Annotated in this window: 16 protein-coding genes; 8 read left to right on the top strand and 8 right to left on the bottom strand. The window is 61.7% G+C overall.

The genetic code is table 11. From position 1 onward, the window contains the following. Positions 1-23 precede the first annotated feature (23 nt). The 5 genes from JW929_05975 (at position 24) to JW929_05955 (ending at position 4,571) form a co-directional block, all read left to right on the top strand. Positions 24-911 carry a DUF3592 domain-containing protein gene (locus JW929_05975; protein MBN1438942.1) on the top strand — a complete coding sequence of 296 codons (888 nt, stop codon included), beginning with the start codon at positions 24-26 and terminating at the stop codon, positions 909-911. Between the two features lie 46 nt (positions 912-957). Beyond that, complete coding sequence (locus JW929_05970; protein ID MBN1438941.1) at positions 958-1,818, top strand: transglutaminase domain-containing protein; 861 nt, start codon at positions 958-960, stop codon at positions 1,816-1,818. Positions 1,819-2,088: 270 nt separating this feature from the next. Next, the gene (locus JW929_05965) at positions 2,089-2,745 is read left to right on the top strand and encodes a GNAT family N-acetyltransferase (GenBank protein MBN1438940.1); all 657 of its coding nucleotides are present in this window, start codon (positions 2,089-2,091) and stop codon (positions 2,743-2,745) included. Next, on the top strand, positions 2,742-3,938 hold the full coding sequence (locus JW929_05960; protein ID MBN1438939.1) for a carbohydrate kinase family protein: 1,197 nt from the start codon (positions 2,742-2,744) through the stop codon (positions 3,936-3,938). The genes JW929_05965 and JW929_05960 overlap by 4 nt, the downstream gene beginning before the upstream one ends. Positions 3,939-3,998: 60 nt before the next feature. After that, complete coding sequence (locus JW929_05955) at positions 3,999-4,571, top strand: hypothetical protein (protein ID MBN1438938.1); 573 nt, start codon at positions 3,999-4,001, stop codon at positions 4,569-4,571. A 75-nt stretch (positions 4,572-4,646) separates the two neighbouring features. Here the strand turns inward: JW929_05955 and JW929_05950 are convergent, their stop codons facing one another. The 8 genes from JW929_05950 to JW929_05915 all read right to left on the bottom strand — a co-directional run bounded on the left by JW929_05950 (position 4,647) and on the right by JW929_05915 (position 12,377). Beyond that, positions 4,647-5,510 carry a DUF2202 domain-containing protein gene (locus JW929_05950; GenBank protein MBN1438937.1) on the bottom strand — a complete coding sequence of 288 codons (864 nt, stop codon included), beginning with the start codon at positions 5,508-5,510 and terminating at the stop codon, positions 4,647-4,649. A 109-nt stretch (positions 5,511-5,619) separates the two neighbouring features. Further along, a complete protein-coding gene (locus JW929_05945) occupies positions 5,620-5,937 on the bottom strand; it encodes a DUF4405 domain-containing protein (protein ID MBN1438936.1) in 318 nt (105 codons plus the stop codon). Between the two features lie 650 nt (positions 5,938-6,587). Continuing rightward, positions 6,588-7,739: an ATP-binding protein gene (locus tag JW929_05940; GenBank protein ID MBN1438935.1), complete on the bottom strand. Its 1,152-nt coding sequence runs from the start codon at positions 7,737-7,739 to the stop codon at positions 6,588-6,590. Between the two features lie 9 nt (positions 7,740-7,748). After that, entirely contained in the window at positions 7,749-8,132 is a 384-nt protein-coding gene (locus tag JW929_05935; protein ID MBN1438934.1) for a hypothetical protein, read from the bottom strand. 6 nt (positions 8,133-8,138) lie between these two features. Next, positions 8,139-8,678: a GtrA family protein gene (locus JW929_05930; GenBank protein MBN1438933.1), complete on the bottom strand. Its 540-nt coding sequence runs from the start codon at positions 8,676-8,678 to the stop codon at positions 8,139-8,141. Between the two features lie 326 nt (positions 8,679-9,004). After that, positions 9,005-9,970, bottom strand: coding sequence for an SDR family oxidoreductase (locus JW929_05925; GenBank protein ID MBN1438932.1), 966 nt, complete (start codon positions 9,968-9,970; stop codon positions 9,005-9,007). A gap of 164 nt (positions 9,971-10,134) precedes the next feature. Next, positions 10,135-11,769: a G5 domain-containing protein gene (locus tag JW929_05920; protein ID MBN1438931.1), complete on the bottom strand. Its 1,635-nt coding sequence runs from the start codon at positions 11,767-11,769 to the stop codon at positions 10,135-10,137. Positions 11,770-11,804: 35 nt separating this feature from the next. Beyond that, positions 11,805-12,377 carry a hypothetical protein gene (locus JW929_05915; protein ID MBN1438930.1) on the bottom strand — a complete coding sequence of 191 codons (573 nt, stop codon included), beginning with the start codon at positions 12,375-12,377 and terminating at the stop codon, positions 11,805-11,807. A 52-nt stretch (positions 12,378-12,429) separates the two neighbouring features. Here JW929_05915 and scpB point away from each other — a divergent pair, with 52 nt between their 5' ends. The 3 genes from scpB to JW929_05900 are packed head-to-tail and all read left to right on the top strand — an operon-like array spanning position 12,430 to position 17,215. Next, complete coding sequence (scpB, locus tag JW929_05910) at positions 12,430-13,008, top strand: SMC-Scp complex subunit ScpB (GenBank protein ID MBN1438929.1); 579 nt, start codon at positions 12,430-12,432, stop codon at positions 13,006-13,008. 5 nt (positions 13,009-13,013) lie between these two features. After that, a complete protein-coding gene (locus JW929_05905; protein MBN1438928.1) occupies positions 13,014-13,808 on the top strand; it encodes an rRNA pseudouridine synthase in 795 nt (264 codons plus the stop codon). Positions 13,809-13,810: 2 nt separating this feature from the next. After that, positions 13,811-17,215, top strand: a complete 3,405-nt coding sequence (locus JW929_05900) for a TIGR03663 family protein (GenBank protein ID MBN1438927.1) — start codon at positions 13,811-13,813, stop codon at positions 17,213-17,215. Positions 17,216-17,399 lie beyond the last annotated feature (184 nt).

Genomic DNA, 17,399 nt, shown 5'->3' with positions numbered 1-17,399 from the left:
GCTGTGGCGCGTAGGAGGAAACCATGCTTTCCAATCGAATCCGCCGCCTGGCCCCGCCGCCGCGCCCGGTTCCGTTGACCATGGTCTGCTCGGCGATGCTGGGAATCACCGGCTCCTTCGGGGCGATTTTCCTTATCGTCGGGCTGATCTTCACGATAATTTTCACCCGGGGATACCGCCCGATCGACAATCTGCGGCTGGCCTCCTCCGCAAAGACCGCCCGCGGAATCATCACCGGTGTTTCCGAAACGAACGCGATTGAAAATGACGTGGTGGTCTACGCATACCGGTTCACTTTCACCGCGCGGGATGAGCGGGATTATTCTGGCGTAAGTTACTCTACCGGAAAACGCTGGTCCGTGGAAGTCCCCGTGATCGTGGAATACGTGCCCGAGGATCCTTCTGTCGCGCGGATTCAAGGCGCGCGGATTTCGGTGTTTTCCCCCTGGGTTTTATTCGTACTGATTTTTCCAGCGGTCGGGGCGGGGACGTTCCTCACGGCCGCGGTCGGCGGATTGCGCCAGACGGCTCTTCTGCGATATGGGGAAATCGCCGACGCGCGAATCCTGTCCAGCAGGCAGACGGGGATGAGCATCAATGACGTCCCGGTGCTTGAATATTCCTATGAGATCCGGACCGGCACCGGGGAGGTGATCGAAGGCAAATCGAAATCCCTGCCCGATCTGCGGATCGGAGACGAGTCGCCCGAGCCGGCGCTATTCCTTCCCTCGCGTCCCGGAGTCTCCATACTGGTGGACGCCATCTCCCTGAAGTATCCCTTGGATGTGGACGATGCCACCGGGGAGTGGATTGCTAAAGGGGGGAAGAGAACCGCCGCGTTGTACCTGCTCACCTGGGCGGCGGCGATCGGGTTAACCGCCTACTTCTTCCTGCAGGCCTTCGGCGGCTGAAAAGCCGGGAGGAAAAAACCTTCCGATCAATCCGGCGGAAAAAACTGTGTGGAAAAAACCAAAAGCCAATCATCTGCAAAATCATCCGATGGCCGCCGAACGATTACTGGATTATCAAACCGCGCTGTGTTCCGGATTACTTCTGCTGGCCGCCGCCTGCGATGTTCCGGCGGAGAATCCCTCGCCGGATACTGCCGCGCCTTTGGCGGCCGCCTCCCCCACGGCCACCACAACACTCCCATATAGTATTCGCGAGCAGACCTTGTACGAAGGGGAGGTCGTCTATACCTGCGATGCGGACGGATGCTGGCGCGAAGGCGGCAACATCGCGGGGCCTCCGGATTACTTTTATCCGGATATTGATAGGCAGAATGAGGAAATCGGGCGCCTGCTGGCCGACCTCGGGCTTCCAACGCAGGACACGGCAGACGACCGGGAAGCCTGGCGCAGGATCCGGCGGGTGTGGGCATGGCTGGAGGAAAACGGCGACTTCATCGGCGATCCCGGCCATCAGGAGGCGTGGGCCTATTTGGTCCGACTCTCTCCCGAGAACGCCTGGGTTTCCATCGGGGACATGGCGAAGGCGTATGCGCATTTCGGGAAGCTTCCGATGGAGGCCTGCAACTCAAAGGCGTTTACGTTCGTCACGCTGCTATACCGGTCGGGAATCCCTCCCGGCCGCGTTTCCGCGGCGACCGGATTGGTCCACAATTCCGGGCATGTCTATGCGGTGGTGCGGGTGGAGGGCCGGTGGCGCGTGCTCGACCCCTCGTGCCTACTTCACCATCCGCAACTCTCGGAGGATCCGGAGAGCGTCGGGTGCGTCGATGGAATGGATTACGCCCATCCCACCCAACTCGAACCTTTGCCCGGATCGCATTTTCCTTCGCCGATGCTGGCGGAGTAGATGGAAACCGTCGTCGAAAAAGCCGGTTCGAAAAACGAATCATTATTGCTGCGGTACTCCAAGGCGCACGGCCGGGAACACGATGAATCGTTCCTGCCGGGGAGGGATTTTGGACTTTCTCCTGAGTATCCGGCTTTCCTTCTTCGGAAGTAAGACGAAATCGCGGGCGCGGCGGCGTTGATGCGCAGCCGGGAATATCGAAAGGCCGGGAAGGGAAGGTTTTCCATTTTCCATGCCGTGGACAATTCGCAGGAGGCCTATTCCCGGCTTTTGGATGCTGTCCGTCCGCATTTTCACGGCCTGCGCAGCGTATACTTATTCCTCCCGGAACGGAAGACCGAAATCCGGGTTGTGATGGAAGGGCTGGGGTTCTCCGTGGAACGGTTTTCCTACGTCCTGGAATGCCGGCATGCGGCCGCCGAGGAGGCGGTCTTTCCCGCCGGATACTCGCTCCAGGTTGTGAGACCGGAAGACCGGATCGGCATCCGTCTCTTCCCGGATCTCATCAACCGGAGTTTCCGGGATCTTGCCGGGCACGTCGAATGCACCCCTCGGATGGTGAGCGGTTGGTTCGGCGGCAAATCTTACCTCGCGGGCGGGCTGTGCCTGTTAGAGTGCGAGGGCGAGCCCGTCGGAACGGTGCACATCCGGCGGGAAGAGGAAAACAATAAGGCGGCCGAGGGCGCCGCCCTGAGCGTCGAAACGGCGCATCAAGGCAGGGGGTTGGGACGGATGCTGTTGCGGCATGCCAAAGCCTTCGCCCGGCAAAACGGACTCCGCTCGGTGATCCTATCAGTGAATGCCGAAAACGAATCGGCGATCCGCCTATACCGCTCGGAAGGATTTTTCCCCGTCGAAACGGCGGTTTGCTACTCCTTGGCGTGCGGCCGCAAAACGTTAAAATACGGCCGGGAGGAAGCAATATGACAAAACCTTTGCGGGCTGTCGTGGCCGGTCACATTTGCCTGGATATCCTCCCGGATTTCGAGCATTTAACAAACCACGACCTGCCTTCCCTGTTGAAACCGGGAAAACTGGTGCAGATCGGATCGGCGCAGTTTTGCAGCGGCGGCCCGGTCTCCAACACCGGCTTGGCCCTTCACCATTTGGGAATCCCGACCATGTTGATCGCCAAAACCGGCGACGATCCGCTGGGCGGAATCCTTCGGCAGATCATCGCCAAGCGGGGCCCCGAACTGGCGGAGAGGATTTTGGTGGATCCGCGGGTCGATACTTCCTACTCCATCATCATCAGCAACCGGGTGACCGACCGGCTTTTTCTGCACTGCACCGGCGCCAACGACACCTTTTCCTCCGCCGACATCGACTTCGAGGCCGTCCGCGGCGCGGATATATTCCATTTCGGCTACCCGCCGGCGCTGCGGCGGATGTACGTGGACGGGGGAAGCGAACTTGCCCGCGTGATGCGCTCCGCCAAGGAAACCGGGGCGACCACTTCACTGGATATGTCGCTGCCGGATCGCAACGCGGAAAGCGGCTCAGTCGACTGGCGGCAAATCTACCGGGGCGCCATGCCCTACGTGGATATCTTCCTCCCAAGTCTGGAGGAACTCCTGTTCACCTTGCGGCGCTCGGAGTTCGAACGGCTCTCGTCGACGGACGGATTTTCGCGGCCGGCGGATCCGCGTTTGCTGGAGGACATCGGCGGGGAATTGCTCGACATGGGCGTGAAGATCATCCTGGTGAAAATGGGTGAGCACGGGGCGTACATGCGCACCGCCGGCGGGGCGGCGCTGAAAACCATAGGCCGGGCCCGCCCGGCCCCGGAGGCGTCCTGGGCCGACCGCGAGCGGTGGATTCCATGCTTTGCGGTGAACGCCGTCGGCACCACCGGCGCCGGAGATTCGACCATCGCCGGCTTCCTGGGCGGATTGCTGCGGCGGACGTCGATCGGCGAGGCTATGACGATGGCGGTGGCCGTCGGCGCCTGCAACGTCGAAGCCGCCGATTCCCTGAGCGGCTTGCGGACTTGGGAAGCGACCCGCGAGCGGGTGCGGGCGGGCTGGGAACGGCGTCCGCTGAAAATCAAGGCCGATGGATGGCATTGGAGCGACCACCAAGGCATGTGGATCGGCCCGAGGGAAAAAGCCGTTTTATAGGGGTGAATTGCCAACTCGCACCCGGAGCAATCGGAGATTCACGGCAGAGGGAATGGGATCATGATGGAAGAGGACAGCGGGATGAATCCTCCCGACCTTCGTCCCGGAGAATGGGTAGTCTGGAATGGTCTGCCCTATCGGGGATTCTTAGTCCGAAAAATTAATTATCAGGAGTTTAGGTTCCTTATCATCCTTGGGTTGGCCTGGCTTTTTTCCATTTATCTTATTCTCTCCCAGTCCTTGAAATATGCGCACGAGCACCCCATGCCCATAGGGTCATTCCTTGACCGGGAGTGTGTGCTGCTTCTCTGCGCATCGCTATCCTTCTCTCCACCGTTGCCCTATCATTTCCGGGAAGACATTCGCGATTTTCGTAAACGAAAAAAAACGAGGTACTTCCTAACCGAGGAAAGGATCATCGCCGTTTGGGGGCCGGGAGAGCAGGATCGACGATCCGAGAACATCCATGGAATCTGTGATGTGAAATTGGATCGTCATTCCGGAGGAAGGGGGACCGTCACGGTTGGCGGCGTGGCCCTTGAGGGTATTGAGGACGCGGATATTGTCTGCAATAAAATCGCCGCTCTGCGCGAGGCGAGGGAATCTCGAACGGGCTTTGAAGACCGGCGATAGGCATTTGCAGAAGAAAAAAGCCGGCGAAAGTGATGTTCTCCGTCGGCTTTTTCTTTGTGGAAAATGATTGCGGGATTATCCGCAGGATCCTTCCCGGGAGCCGCCGCCCTTTCCACCTCCCTGCGGGCCGCGCGCGCCGCGCCCGGCACCGGCCATAAGCGCATCGTACGCCTCCTGACTCATATATTGGGGGATGTACGAGGTTCCCGTCTCCCGCTCATAGGCGGCGCTGTAGGCCTGCAAATGGTTGATCGATCCCCGGCGCAGATTATCCAGAACATTAAGCAACGCGGGCGCCGACGTTCCACTCTGAATCCGTTCGAGATCCAGGATGTCGATTTCCTCGATGGCGGCTCCGGCCCGAAGCGCCGAGGCCAGCGATTCCGATCCCATGGCGGTGAATTGCGCATAAAGCTCCTGGACCGCGGCCGTCGGAAATTCGCCTTCTCCAAACCCGGCCAGCGGATCGGAGATCCCTCCGCCGGCGAGGAGTGAGATCAACGCATCCATATGGGTCTGTTCGCTTTGCGAGATGTTTTGGAATGCGTTGTATTCCCATCGCCGGTACAGCTCGAGGTAGACGTCGCGGGCGAGTTTTTCCTCTTCCAGCAGGGACGCGGTCAGGGCGATCTCGTCGGCGGAAAGCGCTGCGGAAGCAGCGGATGAGAATGCCGGAGATCCGTTCCCCTGGCCGGCGTCGGCGGGACGGTTGGAGGATCCGTTCTGATCCGCGCTTTGGCCTCCGGACTGATTCTCGCCGGAAGGACCGTTCGATTCGGCCCCCGCACCGCGTCCCAGAGGATCCTGATTTTGACTGTTGCGGTATTGCTCCATTTGTATGGATTGGCTTTCCGCGCGGATGAGAACATACGCGCTGCCTCCGATCAGAACGGTCGCCAGACCGCCGATCAGGCCGTACGTCAGCAATTTCCCGATCATCATTTGCTCCTTTTCTGCGGGGCCGGAATGCCTCCGGCTTTTCCCGCGGCGATTCCGCCCTTCGGATTGCATCCGAACCAGACCGCATTGCGGATTAGATCCTGAAGATTCATTTCAAAACGGCGCTTTCCGGCGACGGGCGGCGGAAAGGCCGGGCCAGCCATTGCTTTGTGGCGCAGACGATCCAACGCCAATGCAGGATCACATGAAGCGCGATTCCGACGATCATCACTATCCCGGCCAGGTCGTGGACAGCGCTCCACGTTCCACGCTCAAGACCGAGAAACGACGTGATGAACGATGCGTTCCGGCCGCCTTGATATCCCCCCGATCCTAGAAACAGAAAGGCAATTCCGGATGCACCGGCGATCAGAAATGCCAAACCGATTACGCCGTCCAACAGGTAATTCATTTTCATTTTTTCCATCGCAGACTCCTTCCTTCGATATTCCGATAATCCGGATGGTATTGAAGAGATTTGAATTTCGTATGAAGACCGCATGTACATGGGATTAAGGCTGTCCCATCCCGCATCGTGGATAGTCACGGCCGTTCTCACACGGAAAACGCCGTTGAATTTGGATTTCCGGGTGACCGGAAAACCTCCAAGCGACTCGGCGGACAATCGGACCTGAAACTCCGAATAGATGCGAAGAGGGTATCCGGAGGGATGCGCGTGCATGAACACCGGGCGGATCCTTCTCCCGGCGTCGACGCGCAATGAGGAGGCGAGCCGGAAACATAACGCCTACGAAGGAAAAGAATCGCTTTAAGCGGCGAAATAAAAGTTGATCAGGAGAATCCAAAGGCAAACCCAGGCGTATCGAATTCAAATGCGCCGGATCGGGCGGAGCGGCCGGTTGGACGGAGGATGTCCACGGGCGGAATGCATAGACTAAGCCACCAGACCTGCGCCAATGAGCTGAGGGAAATTTGCAGTGGATTCCGGGGTCGGTTGTTTTCGAATGCCGCTTAGGCAAAGAGGTGGATTTCGAGGATGCCAGAAATCCGAAGCGGAAGGGAGCTCGAGCCGGTTGGGAAAACGACAATGGAATATCGGGCGGAACCGGGCGCGGATCAGGATCCCGCTTCGTTTTCCGACTGGGAAAAGGCTTCCACGATCGTCGCGTCCTCCTGCTCCAGATCCGAGGCATAACGATCCATGAAATCCGAGTGGCGCATGCGCAGGGCGAGGACGGCGACGGCGTTCAGATCGGACGGTTCGGCCCGGAGGCGGCCGTCGGCGGCGGCATAGGCGCGCGCGGCTTCAAACAGCACGCTTGTCCCCCGCAGCGAGGAGACGCCGAGTTGCTCGATCGCCTCAAGCCCGACCCGGACGGTTTCCGGCGCCAGCTGCACCTCCGGGATGCGGTTGCGGGCGGCGAGGATTTCCCCGCGAATCGCCTCGGTTTCCTCGCGGTAATATTCAATCATCCCGCGCGGATTGAGTTCGAACGCGTGCGCGCGCTGGTAGGCTTCCCAGCGGTCGGAGGAATTGGCCAACCCGCGGACCACGGCCCGCAGGCCGAAGCGGTCGGCGATCTGCGGTCGGAGGGCTCCCTCCTCGGGATTCATGGAACCGACCAGGATAAACCGCGAGCGGTAGGTCGCCGAAACCGGTCCGCGCCGAACGGTGTAGACGCCTTGCGCGGCGGCGTCCAGGATCGCGTCCGCAACTTCGCGCTTGAGCAGATTCACCTCGTCAACATACAGCAGGTTTCGGTCGGCATGCGAAAGGATCCCGGGTTTGATTTGCATCCGCTGATGGGCCGCCGCCCGTTCGTCGATTCCGCCGATTACGTCCGACAACTCGGAATGCAGGGGGAGTTCAATCAGACGGGCGCGGTCGGTGAACGTGAGGGGTTCGCCTTGCCCGTATTTTTTGGCGCAATCCGGGCAGATCGATTCGATTCCGCCGCTTTCAACATCTTCGGGCATACAGCCGTATGCGCATAGACTGCGCGGAACGTCCGGTAGGAGGGGCGACAGGCTGCGAACGGCGGTCGTTTTACCCGTCCCGCGGGGACCAAGGAGCAAAACACCTCCCACGGCGGGATTGATCACCGCAAGCAGGAGTGACAGTTTCATTTCCCATTCGCCGACGATCGACACAAACGGGAACGGCAGGGATTCGGCCAACCCGCGGTCGCCGGGCTCGACGACGGCCAAAAACCTCCGCGAGGAGGCTACTTCCAGCAGATGGGTAAGGCTGCGAATGGCTTCCGCCATGGAATGGGACTACTCGACGTCGGGTTTGAACTCGCCGGAATCCATCGTGTGAAGCATATCCGGCATATCCTCCAGCACATCCAGCATGTCGTAGGAGAGTTCCGCCATTTGAGGGGGCAAAGGGATGGAGGCTGGAATTCGCGGATTGGCAGGCGGCTTCGGAACTTCCCGCTTGGGGGGAAGCGTTTCGAGGCTTTTTTTCCGCAGGATGCGCTGGTCGGAGGAAATGGTCCCGACATAGTTGCCGTCTAGGTTGTAGATTTCCTTCTCGCGGGTCGCCCATCCGATCCACTCGCCGATCTGGTTGAACAGATAGGGATAGAGCAGGAAGGCCCCCCAGTCCCCCCGGGAAGTGAAGATGATCATCGGTGCGGGTACGGTTTTTGAGGTCATATCGCCCTAGCTGACATCATTATACGTCCAGAAGCGGTTTGCCACAAAATTCCACACCAGCACCACCAGCACGGCGCAGGCCAAGGCCAGATTGCGCGAGGCCTGCTCGCCTCCGATCGGCAGAGCCGGACTGCTGTTTTCCAGAACCCTTCTCCATACCGGAATGAGAGCGCTGAACAGCGGGGTGCGGATCGCCAAACCGACGGTGTTGATCAGCGTGAATTGGACTGCCTGCCGCCATACGGGCTTGGAGCGTGAATCCGGATAGGTCCAGAAACGGTTGAAGATGAAATTGCTGGTGACGGCGGCCAGAAAGGATAAGACGGAGGAAGGCACGGGCGGGAAGTTCAGCCAGGGGCCGGCGTAGATCGGGAGGGCCGCGCCTCCAAAAAAGCGGATGTGGAGGTTTACAGCGGCGGTGGTCAGCAGGTTGAACGTTCCGAAATCCACGACCGCTCCGATCGTTCCCACCACCAGGAACTTGACGAAGCGCTTGCCTTCCGTCCGCACATTAATCCGTTTCCCGTTTTTTATCGAAGCTTCCATGGAAACCTTTTTATCGCGAAACCCTCCCCGATCAAGTCCCCGGACGGGCCGGGAGCGCAAAGAATGCAGAGAATTTTAAGAGGGTGTTGAAGGAGTCCTAACTTGGTGTCATTGCGAGCCTGTCCGCGCGAAGCGGGGGCGACCGGAGGGAGCGAAGCAATCTCCTTTGCCGGAAAAGCAGGAGAATGCTTCGTCGCTTCGCTCCCTCGGCCTCGCCACGGCGAAGCCGGGGCGGGGCTCGCAATGACATCTCAGGACTTTTTCACCGCCCTGTTAAACAACACTCCGTGCCTTTCTCCCTTCCGGCCGAATTCGGCCGGGCAGATTCACGCGTTGCGGATCTGAATTTTTTGCCGGAAATGATGAACGGTCCGGCGCAAGCCTTCCTCGAGCGGCACCTTGGGCTCCCAGCCCAGGACGGTGCGGGCGCGGGTGATGTCGGGCTGGCGCCGCTGGGGATCCCCTTCACCCCGCCGGTCCGGCAGGAACTGCAGTTTGGCCGGCGGATCGAACGAGCCGGAGATCCGTTCGGCGAACTCCCGGATGCTGATCTCCGCTGGATTCCCCAAGTTGACCGGATCGTGTCCGCCGCTCCACAGCAATCGGCAGATCCCCTCCACCAGGTCGTCCACGTAGCAGAAGGAGCGGGTTTGGGATCCGTCGCCGAAGACGGTCAAAGGAATGCCGCGCAGCCCCTGGCCGATGAAGTTCGGAACCACCCGGCCGTCGTCGAGCCGCATGCGCGGCCCGTAGGTGTTGAAGATGCGGGCGATTTTCGTATCCAGGTTGTGATAGCGATGGTAGGCCATCGTCATTGCCTCGGCGAACCGTTTGGCTTCGTCGTAGACCGAACGCGGGCCGATCGGATCGACGTGCCCGGCATAGGTCTCCTTCTGCGGGTGTTCCAGCGGGTCGCCGTAAATTTCCGAGGTGGAGGCGAGCAGAAAGCGCGCGCCGCAAGCCCTTGCGACGCCGAGGGAGTTGTGGGTGCCGAGGGCGCCGGCTTTCAGGGTCTGTATCGGAAGCTGCGGATATCCGAACGGGCTGTCGGGATTCGGGCTGGCGGGCGAGGCAAAATGCAGAACGGCCTCGACCGCAAAGGGCAGCTTGATGAATTCGGAAACGTTGTGCTCGACCAGCCGGAACCGCGGATGAAGGGCGAGGTGGGCCAGGTTCTCCTTCGCGCCGGTGACGAAATTATCCATCCCGACGACTTCGTGTCCTTCAGCCAGAAGGCGGTCGCAGAGATGGGAGCCTATAAAGCCGGCCGCGCCGGTTAAAAGGATGCGCATGGTTGCTCCTGAAATGCCCTCGAAGCGCGACGTTTTCAACTCCCGGACCGCGCCCCTTGATCTCGCAGGGCGGAACGGGGGATGGGACCTCTAAGGGAAGGTCGGGATTTGGCCCGGGATGAGTCCATCGGCGGGAAATAGCGGTGGCTGGACGGATACCTATCCTACCGCCAATCGACCTTGGTCACCTGGCCGTCGCCGGTCAACGGCTGGCCTTCGCCGCTGGCGAGGTCGACGATCCACAAATTGCCTTCGTATACCAAGGCGATTTGGGACCCGTCCGGCGACCATTCGGCCTGTGCCGCCTCTCCGGCGGTCAATCCCGGTTCGCTTTCCGGCGGAAAGACCGCCCGCAAGTTGCTTCCGTCGCGGTCGAAAACCATCAGGCGGTACCTGCTGCGGTCGCTTTCCGAAGGCCGGATCGCCTGCAGAAAGGCGACATTATACCCTCGTTCGTACGTAAGACTGAGCGCCGGGCCGGGGGCAGGGTAAGCGAACATCCCGGTTTGTTCCGCCAGGATGATCGGATCCCCCCCGGCGGACGGAACGGCGACCAGGTCGAAAGCCGGGCTGTCCTCGGGCGCCTCGGAGCCCAGCGGTTCGCCGTGCTGGACGGTGAGTAGAAAAGCTCCGTCGGGTGTCCAACTGATGGCGGGCAGCCAGACCCAGTCGGCGAGCGTGCGGAAGGGGGTGATCGCCAGCAAGGAGCGGCGGACACCTCCGCCAGCGGGGATCCAGCCGACCTCGTCCGGCCGGGCGTAGGCCAGTTTGCTTCCGTCGGGCGACCATGCGAACTTCGTCCCCCACCAGGCATACGCCCCTTCGGTGTTCGGGGGTAGGAGGATTGTCTCCGCCCCCGTCTTTCCCTTTTCGTCGAAGGAGATCAGGCGCAGGTCGTTCTTCGCCTTCCAACCCGGCGCCGACGTCGCCGGCTCGACCGTCGAGAAGGCGATGGTGCGTTTTTGGGCGGGTGACCAATCGGCGAAGTGGATCACGTTGAACACCCCGAGCGGGAAGGGCTGTTCTCCGCCGAAGGCGGCGACCGCAAACAGCGCATTCAGGCGCGCCTCCTCTCCGCGCGAAAACAGGAGCCATTGCCCGTCGGGCGAGAGTGAAAAAACCCGCGAATCCAAATCCGCTGAAGCTACCAGCGGAAATCGGTTGCCGGAATCCTGAGTCAGAATCCAGGCGTTCCCGCCGTCAAGGTAAGCCAGCGCGCCCTTGATCGGCACGTTGCGGAAGGAGGACGCGGCGCCGATCATCAGGATTTCCGGCACCGCCTCCTTGATCAGCGTGGTGCGCAAGGGCGTGCGCGAGGTTTCAATGCCGTCCTCGGTGATGATCCGATAGGTAATTTCCTGCAGGCCCTCCGCGCCCGCCTGGATCAGCCGCGTTTCATCGGGAGGCAGGGCTTCGTTGCGGACAATTTGCCGTTGGAAGGGAATCGCCACCCGTTCCACCTCGAAGGTTTCGGCCACCCGGATCACGCGCACCGTGGAGCCGTCGGCGATCAGCGAATACAAAGGCGGAATCACCCGATCGAGTGGGCCGAGGAGCACTCCCGCCTGCGCCAAAACGTTGGCCACGGTCGTCCCCGGCGCGATCTGCAGGTCGCGCCGTTCGTTGTCGACGATCAGGATCACCGCCACGTCCGGCGCCTTCGCCTGCGGCGCGGCGCAGGAAGAGAATCCGGCCGCCAGGAGACAGACCGCCGCCGCCCATCCGGCAAAGGTGCGCGGAGACGGGAAAGGCTTCGCGGATGATCGGAAAAAACGCGCTGGTATAATTTCGCGGTGCATGCGGATCGATTCGGGATGCCGGCCGGAGGGGCGAATCAGCGGATGATTCCGCTGACGGCGATGTAGCCGTCCCCGACGAGGATCTCCTTAACTTGAAATCCGGTGGCCAGGGATCCCACCGAGCCGGTGAAGACTTCGGTCAGGACGTTCGAGACTGCTGTCAGCAGGCCGGCGGGTAGATCGAGCGGACCGACTTGGGCCTGTTCCAAAACGAGGTCGATCTTCCCCGCATCGGTTACATCCGGACGAAGAATCAAGATGGCGGAAGCGGACACGCCTCCAGAGGAGAGCATCCCGTATACTTTAATCCGGCCGTCGCGGAGGAAAACCTGCGCATTGTGGAAGGTGTTGCCGGGGTTGGCGTCCAGCTTTTGCTGGAGATAGGCGGTCATCTGGGATTCGGTAAACACCACGGTGGCGCCGCCGTCAACAGCCAAGGCGATCGCCTGCGACCAAGCCTGTTCGATGGCCGACTTGTCGCCCTCCGGGGTTATTTCCGGACCGGGGGCGTCGGGTCCGCCGAGGTATACCGAGCAGGCAAGCGCCGGAGCGGCAAATCCGAAAGCCACCGCCAGGAACGGGAGGAATTGGGATTTATGGGATTTCATCATCCACCGGCCCGGAATGCGGGAAAATCCGCCCTTCCAGAAAGATTATAGCATGACGACTCACGCCCCCGAACCCCTGCCGCTTAGCGCGCTGCTGGAAAGCGTGTTATTTGTCGCCTCCGATCCGGTCCCTGTTCCGGTCCTCGCCAACGTGCTGGAGGTGGAGGCCGACAAGGTGGAGGAGGCCCTCAAGGAGCTCGGCGCCGAATACGGGAAGCGCGGATTGCAGATCCTCCGCATGGGAGATCGGATCCATATCACCACCTCACCCCGCGCCGCGCAGATCGTTGAGCGGTTCCTTGGCATCGAGCACACCATCGGCTTGAGCCGCGCCGCGTTGGAGACCCTGGCGATCCTCGCCTACAAACAGCCCCTTACCCGCCCGCAGATCGACGCCATCCGGGGGGTGAATTCCGAAAGCGTCCTGGAAAACCTGATCGCCAAGGACCTGGTGGAGGAAGTGGGCCGGACCGAAGGACCGGGCCGGCCGATCCTGTACGGGACGACGGAAGCCTTCCTGCGGCATTTCGGATTAAGCTCGGCCGCGGACCTGCCGCCGCTGGAACTGGAAGATCCGTCCAAGGATGATCCTGCAGCCGCCGGAACCCCGGCGCCGCTGTTGAAGGAGTGACCGCGGTGGGCAAGGAACGCCTGCAGAAAATCCTCGCCGCGGCCGGATTGGATTCGCGGCGCGGCTGCGAAACGCTAATCGAAGCGGGACGGGTAGTGGTCAACGGGAAACGCGCCGTGCTGGGGATGAGCGCCGATCCGGAAGCGGACGAAATCCGCGTCGACGGCCGGCGGCTTCCCGCGCGGCCGCGCCCGCGGACCTTTGCGCTGCACAAGCCGCGGCGGGTCGTTTCGTCCCTCGCCGCGCAGGGCGAACGCTCCACCGTGAGGGATCTCCTGCCCTTTCCAGGAAGGTTCTATCCCGTCGGCCGGCTGGATCTGGACAGCGAGGGGTTGATCCTTCTGACCAACGACGGGGAACTCGCCCAACGGATCTCCCATCCGAAGTTCGAAGTCGAAAAAGAGTATGGCGTGCTGGTAGCCCGGCGGCCCTCGGAGGACCAGCTGGCGGCGTGGAGGAGGGGGGTCGTTCTGGAGGACGGATTCCAAACCGCGCCGATGTCGGTAAAATTTGTGGCCCCGCAAGGGCGCGGAGCTTGGCTGCGGATCGTCATGCACGAAGGGCGCAAGCACGAATTGCGCGATGTCGGCAGCCGGATCGGCCTGCCGGTCGTGCGGATCATCCGCCGCCGGATCGGCAGTGTGGTCCTGGGGGGCCTGAGGCCCGGCCAGTACCGCGAGTTGACCGCCCAAGAAACGAGATCGCTCCGCCTTCCGCCGGAGCCGAAGTCCGGCGCCCGCTCAGAGCCGCGGCGGGAATCCTCCGTTGGCCGCGGCAAGAGGAAAATCGGAAAGGGGTAGATATGGAATCGACATCCCCAGCCACTTCCTGGTTCGATCAACCGGTAGCGGGGCGCACTTCCCTGCGTCGGGAGCACCTCCTCTGGGCGATTCTGATCTTGGCCGCGGCAGTCACCCGGTTCGCGATGCTCGAGCCGCGCGTGATCAGCCACGACGAAGGACAGCACGTTCAGATGGCCTGGTCGCTGTTCCGGGGAGCCGGCTACACCCCCAATCCGATGACCCATGGGCCGTTTCAGATCCTCGCCGTGGCCGCTTCCTACGCCTTGTTCGGAGCGAGCGATTTTTCATCGCGCGTGCCCGCCGCCCTGTTCGGCGTGGCGGCGGTCGCCTTGCTGTACCTGTTCCGCCGGTGGCTGGGGAAAGGCGGGGCGCTGGCGGCCGGAGCGCTGATGCTGGTTTCCCCGTATATGCTGTATTACTCGCGCTACGTCCGCAACGAGTCGTTCGTGGTGGTGTGGGGGTTGCTGATGTTCTACGCTGTCGGCCGCTACCTGGAAAGCCGGCAGCCCCGCTGGCTCTACCTGCTGGCGGCCGCCCTGGCCCTGCATTATGCGACCAAGGAAACCGCTTTTATCTATGCCGGATTGGCGATCCTGTTCCTGCTCGGCTTGGTCTTCCTTCAACTCTCACGCACTCCCTGGGAGAGTTCGGACCGCAAGGCTCGCTTCCAAATCTTTCTGGCGCTGGCGATCCTCCTCGCCGTATGCGGATTGGGTTTGATCGTCGCCGGAAGGGCGGAGCTGATCGACGCCGCGCGCGCCGCGGGCGTCGTGACGGACCCGGAACGAATGACCCACACCGACATCTGGATCAGTCATCCGATGGTCGTACTCGGACTGGCGCTGATCTTCGCTTCGGCCGGATTCCTGATCGCGGGCGCCGCCGCGCCAATCCGTGAGTTCGGTTTGGCGGGATTGCGGGAGAAAATCCCGGCCGTCGATCTGCTGGTGGTGTTCTCAACGACCCTGCTTCCGCAGTTGGCCGCGCTGCCGATGGCGGTGTTCAACCTTAATCCCTTCGACGGGGATCCGTACGAAAAAATAAAGGATGTCAATTACATCTTCGCGACTTTGGTCTGCCTGGCCGGGGTGACCGTCCCAGCGGTCGCCGTCGGATGGATGTGGAACCGGAAATTGTGGGCAATTTGCGCCGGGATCTTCTTCGGGGTTTACGTGCTGTTGTTTTCGGTATGTTTCACCAATTTCTCCGGAGTGGTGATGGGGCTGATCGCCGCGGTGAATTATTGGATGGCTCAGCAGGAGGTCCAGCGCGGGGCGCAGCCCTGGTACTACTATCTGATCCTCCAAATTCCCATGTATGAGTATCTGCCGGCCCTGCTCGCGCTTACCGCTCCGGGGATCGCCCTTTTCCTGCGGCGCAAACCCGCATCCGCCGCGGCGGCCGGCAAGGCGGAAGACTCCATCGAGCGGGCGGAACCGACTTCCGTGTGGCGGTCGATCGCGGATTTCCCCATGGTATGGCTGTTCGGCTATTGGTCCCTGACGGCGCTGCTCGTATTCACGCTGGCCGGCGAAAAAATGCCGTGGCTGACGGTGCACATCGCTCTCCCGTTCATTCTTCTCGGGGGTTGGGCCGTTAGCCGGGTGGCTGAGGGTGTCGACTGGCCGGAAATTCTGGAATGGCCGCGCTGGGTCGGGTTGGCGGCGGTACCCGCCGCCCTGATCGCGGCGGTCGCCGCGGCCGGAAGCGCTTTGGGCGGCGCCCGGCCCCTGTCCGGTGACACGCTGGATGCGCTTTCCGCCAGCGGGGATTTCGTGTTCTTGTCGCTGATGGCGGTGGGGGGGATCCTGCTGATCGGCTCCCTCTGGCGGGGGGTGAATTCAGGCTTCTTCCCGCGTCTGGCCTACCTGGGAACCGCTCTGGTTCTTGGAATCTGCAGTATGCGCGCCGCCTGGATGGCGAGTTATATCCATTACGACGACGCGACGGAATTCCTGGTCTACGCCCACGCGGCCTCCGGCGTTAAGACGGCAATGACGCAGATCGAGGACATCTCCCGGAAGACCGCCGGAGGCGTGGATCTGGTCGTGCCGTACGACGTCCGTTCCGGATGGCTGTTGAACTGGTATCTGCGCGAATACCCGAACGCTTACAATTACGGAGACCGGCTGGAGAGGCCGCTCGCCGATGCTCCGGTGGTCATCGTCGGCGATTTTTATTGGTCGCAGGCGGATCAACTCCTTTCGGAAACGCATTATGCGTTCACCTACATGCGGATGTGGTGGCCGATGATGGATTATTTCGGCCTGACTTGGGACCGGGTTTGGAACGCCGTCAACGATCCGGCCTACCGCTCGGCGCTGTGGCGGATTTGGTTTTATCGCGACTACGGCGAATACGCCCGGCTGACCAACCAATCGCTGACCCTTTCGAATTGGCCTTCGGGGGAACGCATGCGCCTGTATGTGCGCAAGGATTTGGCCGCGCAGGTATGGCAATACGGCTCGGAAGCCTTCACGCCGCCGGCGGCTTTGGATCCGTATGCGGGCGCAGTTCGAAGCGTGGCCGCCGCGGACCTTTGGGGCCTGGAAGGCGAACAGACCGGAGCCTTCCAAAGGCCGCGGGCGGTCGCCGCCGCGCCGGACGGCTCGTTCTACGTCGCCGATACCGGCAACCACCGCATCCAGCATTTTGGTCCGCAGGGTGATTTCCTTACCGCGTGGGGCTCCTTCAGCGGGATGGAAGCCGCGCAGGCGCCGGAAGGGACCTTCAACGAGCCGTGGGGCGTCGCCGTGGGTCCGGACGGCTCGGTCTATGTCGCCGATACGTGGAATTACCGCGTGCAGAAATTCGCCCCAGACGGCGAATTCCTCGCCGTCTGGGGCGCAACCACGAGCGCGGATCCCGGCTATCAGTTCTACGGCCCCCGGGCGATCGCCGTGGATTCGCAGAACCGGGTTTTCGTCGCCGACACCGGAAACAAACGGATCGTATATTTCGATTCCGAAGGGAACTATCTGGGAGAGATCGGAAGCCCCGGATTTGACTACGGGCAATTCGACGAGCCGGTCGGGTTGGCGTTCGCGCCGGACGGCCGGTTGTACGTCGCCGATACCTGGAACCGCCGGATTCAGGTATTCCAGGAGATCGAAAGGAGATTCGAATATTTCACGGAGTGGCCGGTCGCCGGTTGGGAAGGGCAATCCACCGACACCAAGCCCTACCTCGCGGTGTCGGCCGACGGCCGGGTCTGGGCCACCGATCCGGGGAATGCAAGGATCCTCGTCTTCGACGCGGACGGGGCGTTCCTGTTCACCTTCGGGGCCTACGGGACGGATGCCGCTTCCTTTGCCATGCCGACCGGGATCGCCGTGGATGCGGAAGGGCGGGTCTTTGTAACCGATACCGACAATCACCGGGTGATGCTGTTCTCAGGATTGTAGGGCGGATCGTCATCCCGGCGTGTTCTCAGCCGGGATCCATGGGGTACCCAGTCGAAAGGCGCCGTCACTCCGGCGTGTACTCAGCCGGGGTCCATGAGGTACCCAGTCGAAAGGCGCCGTCACCCCGGCGTGAACTCAGCCGGGGTACAGGAGCATGGGTTTAAGGATTGGCTCCGAAGGTTTC

This window comes from Anaerolineales bacterium (assembly GCA_016928575.1).
Taxonomy (GTDB): Bacteria; Chloroflexota; Anaerolineae; order Anaerolineales; family RBG-16-64-43; genus JAFGKK01.
This window is presented reverse-complemented; position numbering and strand designations above follow the sequence as displayed.

Excerpts from the sequence above, each read along its gene's own strand:
- JW929_05975 (MBN1438942.1), top strand. The coding sequence starts at position 24 with ATGCTTTCCAATCGAATCCGCCGCCTGGCCCCGCCGCCGCGCCCGGTT.
- JW929_05960 (MBN1438939.1), top strand. The coding sequence starts at position 2,742 with ATGACAAAACCTTTGCGGGCTGTCGTGGCCGGTCACATTTGCCTGGAT.
- JW929_05955 (MBN1438938.1), top strand. The coding sequence starts at position 3,999 with ATGATGGAAGAGGACAGCGGGATGAATCCTCCCGACCTTCGTCCCGGA.
- JW929_05950 (MBN1438937.1), bottom strand. The coding sequence starts at position 5,510 with ATGATCGGGAAATTGCTGACGTACGGCCTGATCGGCGGTCTGGCGACC.
- JW929_05945 (MBN1438936.1), bottom strand. The coding sequence starts at position 5,937 with ATGGAAAAAATGAAAATGAATTACCTGTTGGACGGCGTAATCGGTTTG.
- JW929_05940 (MBN1438935.1), bottom strand. The coding sequence starts at position 7,739 with ATGGCGGAAGCCATTCGCAGCCTTACCCATCTGCTGGAAGTAGCCTCC.
- JW929_05935 (MBN1438934.1), bottom strand. The coding sequence starts at position 8,132 with ATGACCTCAAAAACCGTACCCGCACCGATGATCATCTTCACTTCCCGG.
- JW929_05930 (MBN1438933.1), bottom strand. The coding sequence starts at position 8,678 with ATGGAAGCTTCGATAAAAAACGGGAAACGGATTAATGTGCGGACGGAA.
- JW929_05925 (MBN1438932.1), bottom strand. The coding sequence starts at position 9,970 with ATGCGCATCCTTTTAACCGGCGCGGCCGGCTTTATAGGCTCCCATCTC.
- JW929_05920 (MBN1438931.1), bottom strand. The coding sequence starts at position 11,769 with ATGCACCGCGAAATTATACCAGCGCGTTTTTTCCGATCATCCGCGAAG.
- JW929_05915 (MBN1438930.1), bottom strand. The coding sequence starts at position 12,377 with ATGAAATCCCATAAATCCCAATTCCTCCCGTTCCTGGCGGTGGCTTTC.
- scpB (MBN1438929.1), top strand. The coding sequence starts at position 12,430 with ATGACGACTCACGCCCCCGAACCCCTGCCGCTTAGCGCGCTGCTGGAA.
- JW929_05900 (MBN1438927.1), top strand. The coding sequence starts at position 13,811 with ATGGAATCGACATCCCCAGCCACTTCCTGGTTCGATCAACCGGTAGCG.